Origin of the sequence: Arthrobacter sp. LFS091, assembly GCF_047977885.1 — a bacterium.
Lineage (GTDB): Bacteria > Actinomycetota > Actinomycetes > Actinomycetales > Micrococcaceae > Arthrobacter.
Map to the genome: position 1 here is coordinate 132,952 of NZ_JBFPFP010000001.1, position 16,126 is coordinate 149,077.

Below are 16,126 nucleotides of genomic sequence, written 5' to 3' on the forward strand. Positions count from 1 at the left end.
CTGAAGTCTCGAATCCAACGAAGGATCAATAGGCGGCGGAGATGCGGCCAGGATTCCAGCCCCCGGCGAGACTTCCGGATTGAATAGCTGTCATGACCACGTTGGCGCGAACGGACTTTTTGACGCCGCGGGCGTTCAGCAAACCGACCTGTAGCAGGAAAGCCAAAAGTTGGCGGCGCCGGCGGTGGGTCCAGGAAGGGTTTGAGGTAATCGCCGACGAAAGCCAAGCTCAGCCCCGCGGCGCTGGTCACGCCGGCGCCCACGAGCGCATATATTCCTGCTCCCAGGACGTCGCCCAGTATCGAAGCAAGGCCCGCTTTGTGATGTAGTGAACATCACCCTAGGATTAGTAAGCAAGCTTAGCTTCCGGGTTAAGGCAGCGAATCAAAAGGAGAACAAATCGTGCCAGTTGAGGACAATACCGTGATTCCCGGCGCTCCCTCCAGTGAGCCTCCCACAGTCGACGAGCCGACGACCCCACGTGAGCCATTGCCCCCTAAGCCCGATCAGCAAGCACCGGAGGCGGTTTCCCCGACGGGAAGCCCCACCGGTGCGCCGGTGAACTCCCGGGCGCAATCGGGCCAGTACCTGACAACCGCCCAAGGGCTCCGGCTGGGGGACACTGATCATTCCCTGCGGGCGGGCACCCGCGGACCTGTTCTGCTTCAGGACCACCACTTGCGGGAAAAGATCACCCACTTTGATCACGAGCGCATCCCGGAGCGCGTTGTCCACGCCCGGGGCGCGGGCGCACACGGCGTGTTCCGTTCCTACGGAACGGCATCGAAGATCACGAAGGCAGGGTTCCTGGCGGCCGACGTCGAAACTCCGGTTTTCGTCCGCTTCTCCACCGTTTTGGGCTCCCGGGGTTCGGCGGATGCGGTACGGGACACCCGTGGCTTTTCCACCAAGTTCTACACTGATGAAGGCACCTACGACCTTGTCGGGAACAACATTCCCGTTTTCTTCATCCAGGATGGCATCAAGTTCCCTGACGTCATCCACGCTGCCAAGCCACACCCTGATCGGGAAATACCCCAGGCCCAGAGCGCCCATGACACGTTCTGGGACTTCGTCTCACTGCATACCGAGGCCCAGGCGCACACGATGTGGAACATGTCCGACCGCGGCATTCCCCGCTCGTACCGGACCATGGAAGGCTTCGGCGTGCATACCTTCCGGCTGGTGGCCGCGGACGGGAGCACCACATTGGTGAAATTCCACTGGAAGCCCAAACAGGGCGTGCACTCGCTTGTCTGGGAGGAAGCCCAGATCATCAACGGCATGGACCCGGATTTCCACCGCCGTGACCTTGCCGACGCCATTGAGTCGGGCGCCTACCCGCAATGGGAGCTTGGCATCCAGACCTTCCCGGACACTGAGGACCAGATGTTCGAGGGCATCGATCTGCTGGATCCGACCAAGTTCATTCCCGAAGAACTTGCGCCTGTCCAGCCGATTGGGCTGATGACGTTGAACGCAAATCCGACGAACTTCTTCGCAGAGACCGAACAGGTAGCCTTCCACCCGGGACATCTGGTCCCTGGCATTGACGTCACCAATGACCCGCTCCTTCAGGTCCGGCTGTTCTCCTACCTCGATACCCAGATTTCCCGGTTGGGCGGCCCGAACTTCGCGCAGATTCCCATCAACCGGCCGCAAGCACCCGTCAACGACATGCTTCGCGACGGGATGCACCAGACGGCGGTACACAGTGGGGTCGCCCCGTACCATCCAAACTCCCTCGACGGCGGTTGCCCCTTTATGGCCGGACAGGACGTTGGAGCGTTCTTGGATGTTCCCGAGGCCCTTGCGGAGTCCATTAAGGAACGGCGCAACCCGGCTTCGTTCGACGACCACTTCAGCCAGGCCCGACTGTTCTTCCGGAGCATGACCCCGGTGGAGCAGGACCACATTGTGCAGGCGTACACGTTCGAGCTCGGCAAGTGCTACGAATCCAACGTCAGGGAACGGCAACTCATGGCCCTGGCCAACATCGACGCCGGGCTTTGCGCCGCCGTCGCCCGTGGACTGGGTATGCCGGTTCCCGGGGCCACGGTCCAGGTCCCCGATTCCGAACCGAGCGCGGCCTTGTCTCAGATCGGCGGGACGTGGCCGGCTGCGGGCCGCGTAGTGGGGATTATTGCTGACGACAGCAGCGACCTGTCCCAGGTTGCCGCTGCACGCGAAGCCCTGGATGCCGAAGGCATCACGCCCTTGGTTGTTGCACCGGTTGGCGGGTTCCTGGGCGCGGAGGACGGCGCCGCCGTCGCCGTCTTGCGGACCTACCTCACCGCCCGATCCACAGAGTTCGACGCCGTTATCGTCGCGGGAAGCGGGGCTCCGGCGCCGGACGCAGCAGCGGGAAGGGACGCCAAGGCCGGCGCACCCTCACCCGGTCTTGATCCCCGGGTAGTCCTTCTGCTCACGGAAGCGTTCCGCCATGCCAAGGCCATCGCGGCGTGGGGAACCGGTGCGACGGCTCTGGAGGCGGCCGGTATCCCTGCAGACGGTACCGGGGTCGTGGTCGGCGACGCGCCGGACGCCGTGCTTACTCCAGTCCAGGAACTGCTGGCCGCCCACCGGGTGTGGGAACGATTCCCTGCAGCAGGACCGAGCAGCAGCGAGGCCTGACAGGGACGCGGGATCAGGGCAACCGCATGACATGATCTGCACGGCGGGCCGGCATCAATTCCGATACCGGACCGCCGTGCAGTGTGCCCGCGGCGGCCGCCGAATAGTGCTTCGCGAGGGCACGCGGGTTTCCTGACCGGCGTACTTTACGCGGCCTTTATGCTTGGGTCATGTCTACTGATGAAGAAAAAGACCCACCTGTACCCGCCGACGTGGAGGGCAAGATTCCGAAAAAAATACATGACGGCCCAAACGATGACAAAGCACCGGACCACAAGCCCAAGGAGGAGGACTAGCGTTCTCGTCAGGAACGGTTTCCAGGGGATCGAAGGAGATTGATGGCGGCGGCAGAAGCTTCGCGAACGCCCGGCAAGTGGGAAGTGTTCCACCAGAAATTCGTGGTCGAGGAGCGTTACATGGAGCCCCGCGCCAGAAAGGCGCTCTACTCAACAGCCGCGATGTTGGCACTCCTTGGCGTGACGCTCTTTGTGGTGACACTCATGGGCGTGCTGCAGAAGAATGGGCTCGCACTGGACGACGCAGCGGCTGAAAGCGGACTTCTGGCCATCCGTTCAGAGCCACTGACGGTGCTAATGATCGTTTTGGCAGTCGTCTTCGGGCCAATCGGGTTGCCGATCATTGTCTTGGTTGTCACCGTCGCATGGGGATTGCTGGCCAAGCACGCATGGCGCCCGATGCTTCTTGCCGCTGCCATGCTCACGGGGGTGGGGTTGGCGCAGATCATCGGCCGGTCAGTGGCTCGGGAGCGGCCTCCGGTGAGCCTGATGCTTTTCGGAGCTGACACGACATTTTCCTTTCCGTCCGGGCACGTTCTTGGCGCCTCGGATTTCCTGCTGGTCCTGACGTTCCTTGTTTTCTCCCGGCACCGAAACCCGAAGATCGCCGTCATCAGTTTTGTGTGTGCCGGCGTCGGTGTCGTCCTGGCGGCACTTAGCCGGATTTACCTCGGTTATCACTGGCTCACTGACGCAGTGGCGTCGGTGGCATTGTCGCTGGTGGTGCTCGGGGCGGTCATCGCCGTGGATACTTGGCGCACGGCCCGCATCCCGGGAGAAGTAGTGACAGGGGAATTAGCAAGCCAGGATCCCTAGTGTCACCGGTCATGAGGCCGTTGCGGATTAATGCGGGTGGACCAGCGCCACCGTATTTGGGGAACCGGGAGCTACAGTGGATGTATGGCTGCCAGCCGCAATCCGCTCGATGACCTCCGGGAGTCCATAGGCCATCTGGCCAATCAGCTCAAGCTGCCCGGTTCGGAGCGCGTAGACGATCTGGTCGGGGACCTCATCGGTCCCAGGCCCGGTCCAGCCCGGCCGCTGTCCGAGGTGCAGGCTGAGCTCGACGCCTTGGTCGGGCTCGAGACCGTGAAAGAACAAGTCCGCGCACTTGTGGCACTGCTCCAGGTTCAGGCCCGTCGGAAAGCCCACGGTCTGCCGGAAGTAGCCACCTCGCAGCACCTGGTGTTTCTCGGAAACCCAGGCACGGGCAAGACGACGGTGGCCCGGCTCCTGGCCGAAATGTACCGGGCGGTCGGCTTGCTGCAGAAGGGCCATCTGGTGGAGGTCGATCGTTCCGGGCTGGTTGGGCAATACGTGGGGGCTACAGCCATCAAGACAGACCGGGTGATCCGGCGGGCGCTGGACGGCGTCCTGTTCATCGATGAGGCGTACTCCTTGGCCCCGGAAGACGGTCGTACAGACTTCGGTCCGGAGGCAATCGAGGTCCTGCTTAAAAGGATGGAGGACCATCGGCACAGGCTGGTCGTGATCGTGGCCGGGTACCCGCGGCTGATGGAGTCATTCCTGCTTTCAAACCCTGGACTGCGTTCCCGGTTTGCCCGCGAGATCACGTTTCCGGACTACTCCGTGGCCGAACTCCTGACGATCTTCCAGCGGATGTTGGTCCAACATGAGTACACGTTGGAGCCGGGCGCGGACCACATGCTGCGCCGGATACTCAGCGGGCTCCATGCGGGAGAGGACTCCGGTAATGCCCGGTTCGCCCGCACACTGTTTGAGCAGGCGCTTAATCGGCAGGCGTTGCGGCTCTCGCTCAACGAGGAACAAAGCCTCGATTCCCTTGACCGCGAGGCCGTCATGACCCTCACCGCAGCGGACATCGTCGAGGCCGCCTTGGCGCTGGGCGAGGAGCCGGAACCGGAACCAACGCCGGAACCGGAACAACCGCGTTGGTGGCGCTGGCTGGCCTGACACCGGCCGTTAAGGATTCATCAAGACCGGCCACCGCAGGGGAGTGGCGGTGCTATGTTCAGCAGAGAACAGGCCAGGAACGCCCGCGGAAGAGGCCGGAATGACAACTATGAGCCGGCCACCGGCGGATCCGTCAGCATTGCATCCCGACGCGCGGAGCCGTTTCCGGAGCTGGCTTCTCTTCGGGCTTCAGGACAGCAAAGGCACGCATCAGGGACCCGGCGCGGTCAGCGACGCCCACGCAAGGAAGCACTCCTGGTGGCAGGTCATGTGCCTGACCGGCGTCGATTACTTCTCCACTCTCGGCTACCAACCAGCCATTGCTGCCTTGGCCGCTGGCGTCATCTCGCCCTTGGCAACACTGGTGTTGGTAGCCGTAACGTTGCTCGGTGCCTTGCCCGTCTACAGAAGGGTGGCCGGCGAAAGCCATCGCGGTGAGGGGTCGATCGCCATGCTGGAGCGTCTGCTGCCCCGGTGGGGCGGAAAATTGATCGTGCTAGTCCTGCTGGGGTTTGCGGCCACGGACTTCATGATCACCATGACGCTCTCGGCCGCCGACGCCACCGCGCACCTGATCCAAAACCCCTTAGTGCCCGATTGGTTGCATAACCAAAATGTGCCCGTGACGCTGTTCCTTTTGGCGCTGCTGGGGGCAGTTTTCCTTCGGGGGTTCAAGGAAGCCGTGAATATCGCCGTCGTTCTGGTGGCGCTCTACCTCAGCCTAAACGTCGTCGTGGTAGCCGTATCGATGTTCGAAGCGGTCATGCACCCCGTAGCCATCAATGACTGGTGGCTCGAGCTCACCACCTCCCACGGGAACCCGCTGCTCGCTGTGGGAATCGCCCTGCTCGTCTTCCCTAAGCTGGCGCTGGGACTTTCAGGTTTCGAAACTGGTGTGGCGGTGATGCCGCAGGTCCGGGGGAAGGCCGGCGACACTGAGGAACAGCCAGTAGGCCGCATTCAAGGAACGCGTCGGCTGCTGACGACTGCCGCTGTGATCATGAGCAGTTTCCTGATCACGACGAGTTTCACCACCGTCGTACTGATTCCCCAACAGGAATTCCAGGCCGGAGGCGAAGCCAACGGGCGTGCGTTGGCATTTATGGCCCATGAGTACCTTGGGGTCGGCTTCGGCACGGCCTATGACATCAGCACAATTGCCATTCTGTGGTTTGCTGGTGCGTCCGCCATGGCCGGGTTGCTCAACCTGGTGCCCCGCTACCTGCCGCGCTACGGCATGGCTCCGGAATGGGCCAAAGCTGTGCGGCCACTCGTGCTCGTTTTCACGTTGGTCGGTTTCCTGATCACCGTCATCTTCAACGCCGACGTCGATGCACAAGGTGGCGCGTACGCCACCGGCGTGCTGGTGCTGATGATGTCGGCGGCGACGGCCGTGACCCTCTCCGCCCGCCGTCGTCACCAAGGGAAGCGGACAGTGGCATTCGGAATCATTGCAGTGGTCTTTATCTATACCACCGTGGCCAATATCTTCGAGAGGCCCGAGGGTCTTCGTATCGCAGCAGTGTTCATCGCCGGCATCATCGTCGTCTCATTCCTGTCACGCGTCCGCCGTTCCTTCGAGCTCCACGCCACGAGGGTCCACCTGGACGAGCAGGCCCTCGGCTTCATCTCAGAGACCTGGGAAGGACCAATCCGCCTTATCGCCCACGAACCACTCCGGCTGACCCCGCAGGCCTACAGGGAAAAATTCGAGTCCGCCGTAGAAGTAAGCCACATTCCTGTCGGTGAACAGTCCCTGTTCCTGGAAGTGGTCGTGGACGACTCATCGGACTTTGAGACTGAGTTGGCGGTTCACGGCATCACCCGGCACGGCTACAGGATCCTGGAAGTCCACGGTCCCGTGGTGCCCAACACGATCGCTTCCGTGCTGCTCCACATCCGTGATGTGACCGGGCTGATGCCACACGTCTACTTCCGCTGGACTGAGGGGAATCCCGTGATCAACCTCCTGAAGTTCCTGTTCCTGGGGGAAGGCGAAATTGCGCCGGTGACACGGGAGGTGCTGCGTGAGGCCGAACCCGAGGTCAGCCGGCGCCCGTGGGTCCATGTAGGTTGACTCGACGTTACGGGGTCCGGGGTGAAATCACGAGGGGAACAAGAGACGTAACGGTGAACGGCTTGGCCAACAAAGGCTCCACGGCTTCCACAAAGGCCGTCACATGGACTTCCTGGTTGTGCGCTTCAAGGTCCTCCCTACTGACCCACCCCTCAAACAGCACGAAGGTGCCCGGTCGCTCTCCATCAGAGAAAACGGTGTACTCCAGGCATCCGGGATCGTTGCGGCTTAGGGTTTGCAGGGAGCGGAGGGCTTCTTGAAGTTCGGCTTCACGCCCTGCTTTGGCGATGAAAACCGGCTTGAGCCACACTTCTTCTGTGGCCCTTTCGTGCGTTGGCATGGGACGGGACATCCTGTCTTCCTGAATTGTCCAAGGGGTGGGAGGGACGGGGGATTCCCCCGTCCCTCCCAGAGTGGATCACGCGTTGATCTGTGGAACTTCCACCCAAGATTCTTTTGCCGCTGATTCGACGATGGCGTCGTCGATGAGGGCTACTTGATAGCCGTCAGCGAAGTTGGGGTTCACAGTCCCGCCTTCGGCGATTGCCTTGAAGAAGTCGTAGGCTTCGATAATTTTCGTTTCCCCGTAGCCGATGCCCAGGGCCGGAATGGGCCAGAGGGCGTCGCCGTACGGGTGGGCCGGGCCTGTGTATACGGTCCGGAATCCACGACGGTCGGCCTGGTCCGACGCGAAGCACACCTGCAACTCGTCGCGGCGCTCGTAGTTGAAGACAATGCTGCCTTCCGTGCCGTGGATCTCGAAGGTGATGTAGTTGTTCCTTCCGTGCGCGTTTCGTGTCGCTTCGACGGATCCGACCGCTCCGTTGGCAAAACGGATCATGGTCATTACTTCGTCGTCGACATCAACCTGGCCGCGTGGACCTTCCCCACCCCGAACCGTGCCGAGTGCGTCGGCGCCGCCGGACTGCAGCGGACGCTCAGGGATCCACGTCGAGAGGACGGCGTTGACGGCGCTGAACTCCCCAACGAGGTAGCGGGCCATGTCTATGACGTGGGTTGCAATGTCGCCAAGGGCACCGGAACCGGCGATGGATTTCTGGAAGCGCCATGAAAGGGGGGAGTTCGGGTCGGCACTCCAGTCCTGCAGGTACGTTCCGCGGAAACTGAGGATTTGGCCGATGGACCCTTCTTCGATGTACTTCTTCGCCAGCGCCACTGCGGGGGTGCGCCGGTAGTTGAAGGCGACCATGTGGACAATGTCCTTGTCCTTGACGGCCTCGTACATGGCTTTGGACTCTTCGCCGGTGCGGGCGAGCGGTTTTTCGCAGATGATATGTTTGCCTGCCTCGGCGGCCGCGATGGCGATTTCCGCGTGGAGGTGGTTGGGTGTGGCGATGTCGACGACGTGGATATCCGGATCGTCGATGATGCTGCGCCAGTCTGAAGTGGAGGTTTCGAAGCCGAATCGACGGGCCGCCTCGTCGGCGAGCTCTGGAGTGGCCTCCGCGATGACTTTGCGAACCGGCAGAGCCGGGGCGGGCCAAAAGAACATGGGCATAGCGGCGTAGGCGAGGGAGTGGGCTTTGCCCATGAACCCTCCGCCGATGAGGCCGACATTGAGGTTCTGCATGTGGATCCTGTTCCTTCCGGAAGTTTGGGGGTAGCGCCGATGAAGGCTTCCCCACTGGTCATGAGGTTGGTTAGAGGAGCTTCTCGAGGTACTTTTTGCTGAGTTCGGCCGCTACCCGGGGGTCGCCGTCGTAGTTGTCCAGTTCGACCATGAGCCAGCTGTCGTATCCGCTTTCCCGGATAGCGGCGATGATGTCCGGGAAATCGAGTTCGCCTTCGCCGAGTGGCAGGAAAGTGAACGGGTCCCGCTGGAAGTCCTTGAGGTGAACGTGCTGGATTCTGTCGGCATATTTCCGGATGACCGCGGCCGGGTCCGCACCACCAGCTGCGAGATGTGCGGTGTCCGGGCAGAAGCCGATCCTGGTGAGGGGCATGAGCCGGTCCAACTCGTCGGGGCTCTCCACGATCGTGCTCAAATGGGGGTGGTAGCTTGCCGATAGGCCAAAGCTTTCGGCAATGTCGGCAACCCGGTCCAGCGCGTGGCCCAAGCGGTGGTAATCCTGGTCCGTGGTCCCGGCCGCACGCCGCGCTCCGCCCCCAACGACCAGCCTTTCAGCCCCAAAGTTCGCAGCCAATTCCGCTGCAGTGTAGAGCCGGTGCATCTCATCAGGGAGGATATCTGTGTAGATGAAATTCGCCCCAGTGTAAACGCTGGTCAATGCCACACCGTTACTGCTGAGGATCTCCTTCAGCTCCTCAGGCTTGTCGGCGTACTCTGCGAGGTTGCCGTCGAACATCTCAACACCCTGGTATCCGACCGAAGCGATGTCCTTGACGGCATCCCGCATTGATCCATGGGTCAGGTAAAAGAGGTCTTTGACGCTCGTCACGCCTTGGGCGTGACCGACGACGCCGCCCCAAGTGATGGAACAATATCCGAGCTTCATTGCATGGTCCTTTCGAGTGCAGGGGAAGGCATGGGAGATTCGAGCGTGTACTCGGGGACGCGAACGTCGACCCACGATTCTTCCCTGGCGGAGGTGACGACGGCCTCTGTCAGGTGTGCCGCCCTGAGGCCGTCGTGGAAGGTGGGGAGGCCCTCGGGTTTGTGGCCCCGGACGGCGGCATAGGTGTCTGCGACGAAAGCGTTGAAGCTGTCCTGGTATCCCTGGGGATGACCTGGCGGAAGCTTGGCGTCGTGCCGGCCGCCGCGGGTGGTCAGCGTCTGCGGCCCCACGGGGACGGCGGAGGTGGAATCAACGCGACCTATGTGCAGGGTGTCCGGTGATTCCTGGTTGAAACTGAACGATGCATCAGTTCCGTCGAAGGAGAACCACAGGCGGTTTTTACTCCCAGGGCTGACCTGGCTGACCACCAGCGAACCCGTGGCACCCTTGTCGGTATCGAACAGGAGGGTTGCGCCGTCCTCGGTGGCCACGGCGGACAGTTGTCCCCGGGTTTCGCGCTTGTCATAGGCGCGGCCCGTCCTTGCCATGATCCTGGTGATGCGATGTCCCGTGGTGAACTCCATCAGGTCGCACCAGTGCACGCCGATGTCGCCAAATGCCCTTGACCCTCCTCCCAGCTTGGGGTCAACCCGCCAGTTCGTCGCGTCGGCACCTGCCAGCCAGTCCTGGAGGTAGGAGCCGTGCAACAGCCAAAGGCGGCCTGCCTCGCCGTCGAGTATGCGGTCGCGTGCCTCGCGGACGGCCGGATAAAACCTGTAGACGAAGGGCACTGCCGTGACGACGCCTGCCTGGTCTGCGAGGCGGGTCAGTTCGCTGGCATCCTCGACGCTGGTAGCCAGAGGTTTCTCGCAGATAACGGCTTTGCCTGCCGCAATGGCCTTGCGTGCCAGGTCCGCGTGGGTGGAATTCGGAGTGCAGATATGGACGACGTCGACGTCATCCCGTGCGATCGGCGCTTCAGGGCTTTCGGCCGCGGCCAGAGCGCCGAACCGTCCGGTTGCCGCCTCGGCTGCGGCCTGGCTGCGTGCGGCCACTGCACTGATGCTGCTCCCCGCGGCGCGCACCGCGTGGGAGTGGACAGCGCCCATGAATCCGGTGCCGATGATCCCGGCGCGTGGAGTGGAAGGCATGGGAGCGTTACTTCTTCCGGGCAAGGGCGACAGCCAGGATGATGATTACGCCGCGGACAACCTGCTGCTGGCTGCTGTCGAGTCCCGCCAGGATCAGGCCGTTGTTGATCAAGCCAATCAGCAACGCGCCAAAGAGTGTCCCGACGATCGAGCCGAAACCGCCGAACAGGCTGGTCCCGCCGAGGATGACTGCCGCGATGGCCGAGAGTTCATCGCCGGCTCCCCACTGGAACCGGCCTGACTGAAGGCGGCCGGCGTAGAGCATGCCGGCAACACTCGCGACCATCCCGGAAATCAGCAGCACCTGGAACTTGATGCGCTTGGTGTTGATTCCGGTGAAGTCAGCGGCGTTGCGGTTGCCGCCTGTGGCCAGGACCTGCCGGCCGAACCTGGTGCGGTTGAGGACGACGGCGCCGATGGCCACGAAGATGGCGCTCCAGACAACAAGGCCCGGAACAGGGCCAAAGTTGCCCGATCCGAAGACCGTGTTGAACGTATCGTTCAGGATGGGCTGCGGGGCTGAGGCGGTGATCCACTGAGCGACCCCGACTGCTATTCCTAGCATGCCAAGCGTCACCAGGAAGGAAGGGATGCCGAGGAGGCTGACGAGGGCACCGTTGATGGAGCCGACCACGAGACCGACAGCGAGGCCAGCAAGGATGCCGGGAACCAGGCCCCACTGGGAGAGTGCCATCGCAGTGCAGACACTGGAAAGGCCGGCGACGGATCCCACGCTCAGGTCGATCTCGGCGCACGCGATAACGTATGTCATGCCTACGGCGATGACAGTAATGGTGGCTGTCTGGCGGAAAATGTTCAGAAGGTTGTTTGGCGACAGGAAGCCTTGGTCGCGCAACAGGACGGCGAAGAAAAGGAAGACGACGACGAAGCCGATGTAAATGACGTAGCGTCGCCAGTCAAGTTCCTTCAGAAACGTGCCTAAAGTGCGGGTAGCCCCGGTATCCCGGGATGCGATGGTGTTTGTCTTGCTCACTGTTCATACTCCCTGGACTGCAAGTTGGAGATATTCCTCGTCAGCGATGGCGCTGCGGGGGATGTCACGGATGATTGAGCCGTCCTTGAGGACGAGGACGCGGTCGCTGACCGCGAGTAGTTCCGGATATTCGGAGGAGATGACGATGACGGCTTTCCCAGCGCTGGCAAGCTCACGGATCATGTCCAGAATTTCGCTTTTGGTGCCGATGTCGACTCCGGCCGTCGGCTCGTCGAGAATCAAAATATCCGGGTCCGTACCCAGCCACTTTGCGATGACGACCTTTTGCTGGTTGCCTCCGGAGAGCAGCCGTACCGGGCGATGGGGGTGAGCAACTTTTACTGCGAAGCGCTTGATCAGTGAGGCGGACAGCGCTTTGGCCTTGGCGCCATCCAGCAGCCCGCCACTTCGTATCTGCCCCAACAACGGCAGAAGCAGGTTGTCCTGGACCGAGTGCTCCAGGACAAGGCCTTGAGCCCTGCGATCCTCCGGGATGAGTGCGACGCCTGCGTTGATGGCCTGCTGCGGCGAGGATAGAGTCACCTCTTTGCCGCGGATGAGGACCTGTCCGCTGTCGAGTTTGTCAATGCCAAAGAGTGCGCGTGCGAGCTCGGTGCGTCCACTGCCCATGAGCCCTGCAAGCCCAAGGATCTCGCCGGGCCGGAGTGCGAACGATACGTTCCGCACCCGCGGGCCCGCGTTCAGGTCCCGCACTTCAAGCAAGGGCTCTACCTCGTGGGACACCGCATTCCGCGCACGATAGCTGAGCTCGCCCTCGACCTTCTTTCCCACGATCCCTTCCACGATCTGTTCTGGAGTAACGTCGGTGAGCGCCTTGGTGAGGAGGTGTTGACCGTCCCGGAGTATGGTGATCCGGTCCGCGAGCCTGTACACCTCATCCATGCGATGGGAGATATAGATGATTGAGATGCCCCGCCGCTTCAGCCGGTCGATCAGTTCGAAGAGTGCTTCACACTCATGCCGGGCCAGGCTGGCCGTGGGTTCATCCATGATCAGCACCTGGGCGTTCTGCGAGAGGGCCTTGGCGATTTCAGTCAGCTGCCAATAGGCCGTGCCCAGCCGGGAGACCTCCGCGCTGGCGTCAACTTCGACCTCCATCTCCGCAAAGACCTCATTGGCCCGCCTTACCGCGGCACGGTCATCGATGAGGCCGCCCCGGCTGAGTGGTTCAGCGGCCAGGAAGATGTTCTGCGCGACAGTCAGGCTCGGCACGAGGCTGAATTCCTGGAAGACCATTCCGATTCCCGCGGCCTTGGCGTCCTGGATCGACGTGATGGCGGCTGGCTCGCCTCCGATGAGGATCTCTCCGGCGTCCGGCTGGTATACGCCTTGGAGGATCTTCATGAGCGTGGACTTGCCGGCCCCGTTGCCGCCTGCCAGTGCGTGCACCTCTCCTTTGCGTACGTCGAAGCCGACATCCTTCAGGACGGAAACGCCGTTGAAGCCCTTGGAGATGGAGCGCATCTGGACGACATTGTCTGCGGTGTTCATATTCTGCCCTTTCGGTGCCGGTGCGGGGGTAAAGGGCCCCCGCGCCGGTCGGGTCTCGCTATTGCTTGTAGGACTCTTGGATGTCCTTGGGAGCGTCCTCGTGGTAGACCTGCTTCCATGCTTCGAGGACGTTGGAGTGGTCCACGGGGAGGGCGCTCAGTGCAACGTATGCCGGAGCTTCCTTACCGATCAGTGCCCCTGCTGCAAGCCGCGCTTCCGTAACACCCTGGTCGAACGGGACCTGGGCGCCGAGGCCGACGACGAGTTCGTTCTTGGCCAGGGCGATGGCCACGTTCTTTCCGAGGTCCTCAGTGGCGATCTTCAAATCCTGGCGGCCTGCGGCGCGCGCTGCGGCCATGACGCCTTCCGCGGGGACGTCCCATACGGCCCAGATTCCGGCCAAGTCGGGATACTTGCTGATCATTGCGTTGGCAGCCGCCTGGGCGTCTCCTGCAAAGTCCGGGCCAGCGATACCCTTCTCTTCCACGATCTGGATCTCCGGGTACTCCTTGGTGATCGTGTCCTTGAATCCTTCATGGCGTTGTTTGGTGACGAAGAAGTCGGCCTGGTGGTAGACAAGCCCCACCTTTCCCTTGCCACCGAGCGCCTTCGCCATTTGGTGGGCTGACACGACTCCGTTGCCGTAGTTGTCAGCCGAGACCACCGAAACGTAATCCTTGCCGGCTGTCAGTCCCTGCGGGACGTTGTCCATGAAGACGAGCTTCGTGCCGGCGGCCGCTGCCTTCTTGTATGCGGAAGCTGTGGCCACGGGGTCTGTGGGGATGGAGATGATCACGTCCGGGTTTTGGGTCATGACTGTTTCGATGTCCGAAACCTGCTTGTCCGGCTTGAAGTTCGCGTCCGTCGTGGCGATGACCTTGATACCGAGCTTGTCGAGTTCGCTCTTGAGTCCATTGACTTGGGCTGTGGCCCAGTCATTACCGCCGTAGTGCATCACGATCGCTGCTTTGGCGTTCAGGCCTTTGATCTTTTCGATTTCTTCGGGCGTCAGGTCGGCCACGGAGGCCGGGGACGGCGTCTCGCCGTTAGGGCCTTTGCTCAACACCTGGCCCTTGATCTTCTCGAGGGCCAGTTGGGCTTTCTCGGACACGCCGGAGTCGGGGGCGTTTGAGGTTCCAGCTGCCGAACTGCTGCACGAGGCGACGGAAAGTGACAGGACTGCTGCCACGGCCAGGATGGGAAGCCTGCGGATCATCATTGTTCTCCAGTGCTTTTGAGTGGGTTGATGGATGGTTTGGATTGTCAGGCGAGAGCCAGGGCCAGTGCCGTTGGAACGGGCGACAGGACCAGTCCGCCTGTTGCCGCCGCGGTCCGGACAGCGGCTGCTTTGTCCGAAGCCCTCAGGAGGGCTTCGGCATGCGCTTTCTCGACAAAGAAGCCGACTGAACAGGGCCCGTGGTTGGACTGGACCCATGTCACCGCTTCGCTTGCAGCGGTGGCGATTTCCTTGGCCTCTTTTGCGACGGGGCCGCCGATGGTGGAGACCGTTTCGGCCGAGCCAAAGTCGTCGACCGTGATGACCAGGCTGGCCCATAGGCCGAGGCCGTCGAAGACGCCCAGTACTGCGGAGGAACCGGGGGAGACGTAGGTGCTTACTGCCCCGCCAAGGTCGTTGCGGGCAGCGTCCGTCAGGAGCACTTCCAGATTCGTCCACTGGTCGTGGTCGATATCCCGAAACCCACCGGTGGGGTGGAGCGCGAGTACGTCTGCGACGCTGCCAGGCATTCCGCTCCTTCCTCATTGAATATCGGGGGTCGTAAACGCTGACGAGATCGGGCCGTAAACGTTTACGGAAGTGATCGTAAACGTTTACGGTGATGAGTGTCAAACCTCACAGCAGCGCAATGCCGGAACTCGGTGACTCAATTCGTCAACGTAGGATGAGGAGGCAGGGAACCGCCGTCGGCGTTGGTACGGCGGCGCGAGACAGGAGAGAGCATGGCAGACGCTGGAGTCCCGCACGGAACGAACGGACGTGGTCCGGACGTCGCGTTACGCCGGAAGCCAACCATCAACGACGTGGCAAAAGTTGCCGGAGTTTCGTTTGGGACTGTCTCACGCGTCCTCAACGACGCACCGGATGTCAGTGCCGCCACCCGCCAACGCGTTCTGCAGGTCATCCAGGACATCGGATATCGCCGAAACAGGGCGGCAACCGCGCTGGTCACGAGCAGGTCCACTTCCATCGGCATCGTCACTGACGGTTCCCCCCGGTTCGGCCCCGTCGGGACACTGATGGCCCTGGAAAACATTGCCCGGAAGAAGGGCTATGCCACAACCGTTATCAGTGCCGAAAAGCCGTACGCCGATTCCGTACAAGCGGCGCTCGACACCCTCGACGACATTGGCGTCGGCGGGATCATCGTTATTGCACCGGTGGTCGACATGGCATCAGCTGTCTGGAACGCCACCTGCCGGGTGCCTGTGGAGATGATTGCCGCGGGAGCTTCGTCGACCCCCAACGTCTTCACATACTCCGAAAACCAGGAGCTTGGAGCACGTCTGGCCACCCAGCACCTCATCGACCTGGGCCACACCGACATTGCCCACCTTGCTGGCTCCATGGATTGGTTCGACGGTCGGGTCCGAAAACGCGGCTGGGAGGCCGCGCTGCGTGACGCCGGCCTACCGCAGGGGTTCTGTGCCGAAGGGGATTGGAGCCCGCGCTGGGCTTACGAAACCGGCCTCCAGCTTGTACAGGGAGGGAAGATCCCGCAGGCGATCTTCGCCGCGAGCGACCATACAGCGCTCGGACTCATCCGCGCTTTCACTGAGAACGGCGTCCGCGTCCCGGAGGACGTCAGTGTGGTTGGGTTTGACGATATTGAAGGTTCAGATTATTTCCTGCCGCCGTTGACCACAGTGCGGCAGGACTTCACCGCCCTGGCGCTGATGAGCATGGAGGTGCTCGTGGGGGCCATGGAGGGCCGGGAAGTGGACCGCACTCCTACCGCGCCAACGCTGGTTGTTCGCAACAGCTCCATGCGGGCGGCATCCACACGCGCCACCTCAGCTAAACGCAGGTGACG

General features: G+C 62.1%; 14 protein-coding genes. 6 read left to right on the plus strand and 8 right to left on the minus strand.

What is annotated here, in order from left to right:
* Nucleotides 1-402 precede the first annotated feature (402 nt).
* From ACNQOP_RS00655 to ACNQOP_RS00675, 5 genes are all read left to right on the plus strand, one after another.
* Nucleotides 403-2,634 (plus strand): catalase, encoded by a 2,232-nt coding sequence (locus tag ACNQOP_RS00655; RefSeq protein WP_416402966.1) that lies wholly within the window; start codon nt 403-405, stop codon nt 2,632-2,634.
* Between the two features lie 170 nt (nt 2,635-2,804).
* Nucleotides 2,805-2,930, plus strand: a complete 126-nt coding sequence (locus ACNQOP_RS00660) for a hypothetical protein (protein ID WP_255774361.1) — start codon at nt 2,805-2,807, stop codon at nt 2,928-2,930.
* A gap of 42 nt (nt 2,931-2,972) precedes the next feature.
* On the plus strand, nt 2,973-3,746 hold the full coding sequence (locus ACNQOP_RS00665) for a phosphatase PAP2 family protein (RefSeq protein WP_416402967.1): 774 nt from the start codon (nt 2,973-2,975) through the stop codon (nt 3,744-3,746).
* Between the two features lie 84 nt (nt 3,747-3,830).
* Nucleotides 3,831-4,865 (plus strand): AAA family ATPase, encoded by a 1,035-nt coding sequence (locus ACNQOP_RS00670; RefSeq protein WP_284985595.1) that lies wholly within the window; start codon nt 3,831-3,833, stop codon nt 4,863-4,865.
* A gap of 100 nt (nt 4,866-4,965) precedes the next feature.
* Nucleotides 4,966-6,942, plus strand: a complete 1,977-nt coding sequence (locus tag ACNQOP_RS00675) for an amino acid transporter (RefSeq protein ID WP_416402969.1) — start codon at nt 4,966-4,968, stop codon at nt 6,940-6,942.
* A gap of 7 nt (nt 6,943-6,949) precedes the next feature.
* Here the strand turns inward: ACNQOP_RS00675 and ACNQOP_RS00680 are convergent, their stop codons facing one another.
* The 8 genes from ACNQOP_RS00680 to ACNQOP_RS00715 form a co-directional block, all read right to left on the minus strand.
* Nucleotides 6,950-7,282, minus strand: a complete 333-nt coding sequence (locus ACNQOP_RS00680) for a putative quinol monooxygenase (protein ID WP_416402971.1) — start codon at nt 7,280-7,282, stop codon at nt 6,950-6,952.
* 78 nt (nt 7,283-7,360) lie between these two features.
* Complete coding sequence (locus ACNQOP_RS00685; protein WP_284985597.1) at nt 7,361-8,533, minus strand: Gfo/Idh/MocA family protein; 1,173 nt, start codon at nt 8,531-8,533, stop codon at nt 7,361-7,363.
* Nucleotides 8,534-8,603: 70 nt separating this feature from the next.
* Nucleotides 8,604-9,419 (minus strand): sugar phosphate isomerase/epimerase family protein, encoded by an 816-nt coding sequence (locus tag ACNQOP_RS00690; protein ID WP_416402974.1) that lies wholly within the window; start codon nt 9,417-9,419, stop codon nt 8,604-8,606.
* On the minus strand, nt 9,416-10,570 hold the full coding sequence (locus tag ACNQOP_RS00695) for a Gfo/Idh/MocA family protein (protein ID WP_416402975.1): 1,155 nt from the start codon (nt 10,568-10,570) through the stop codon (nt 9,416-9,418). The genes ACNQOP_RS00690 and ACNQOP_RS00695 overlap by 4 nt, the downstream gene beginning before the upstream one ends.
* 7 nt (nt 10,571-10,577) lie before the next feature.
* Nucleotides 10,578-11,564: an ABC transporter permease gene (locus ACNQOP_RS00700; RefSeq protein ID WP_416402977.1), complete on the minus strand. Its 987-nt coding sequence runs from the start codon at nt 11,562-11,564 to the stop codon at nt 10,578-10,580.
* Nucleotides 11,565-11,567: 3 nt separating this feature from the next.
* On the minus strand, nt 11,568-13,076 hold the full coding sequence (locus ACNQOP_RS00705) for a sugar ABC transporter ATP-binding protein (RefSeq protein ID WP_416402978.1): 1,509 nt from the start codon (nt 13,074-13,076) through the stop codon (nt 11,568-11,570).
* 58 nt (nt 13,077-13,134) lie between these two features.
* Entirely contained in the window at nt 13,135-14,295 is a 1,161-nt protein-coding gene (locus ACNQOP_RS00710) for a substrate-binding domain-containing protein (protein WP_309989138.1), read from the minus strand.
* Nucleotides 14,296-14,339: 44 nt separating this feature from the next.
* Nucleotides 14,340-14,822 (minus strand): hypothetical protein, encoded by a 483-nt coding sequence (locus ACNQOP_RS00715; protein WP_416402980.1) that lies wholly within the window; start codon nt 14,820-14,822, stop codon nt 14,340-14,342.
* Nucleotides 14,823-15,035: 213 nt separating this feature from the next.
* Here ACNQOP_RS00715 and ACNQOP_RS00720 point away from each other — a divergent pair, with 213 nt between their 5' ends.
* Nucleotides 15,036-16,124 (plus strand): LacI family DNA-binding transcriptional regulator, encoded by a 1,089-nt coding sequence (locus ACNQOP_RS00720; RefSeq protein WP_309989132.1) that lies wholly within the window; start codon nt 15,036-15,038, stop codon nt 16,122-16,124.
* The last annotated feature ends 2 nt before the right edge of the window (nt 16,125-16,126 follow it).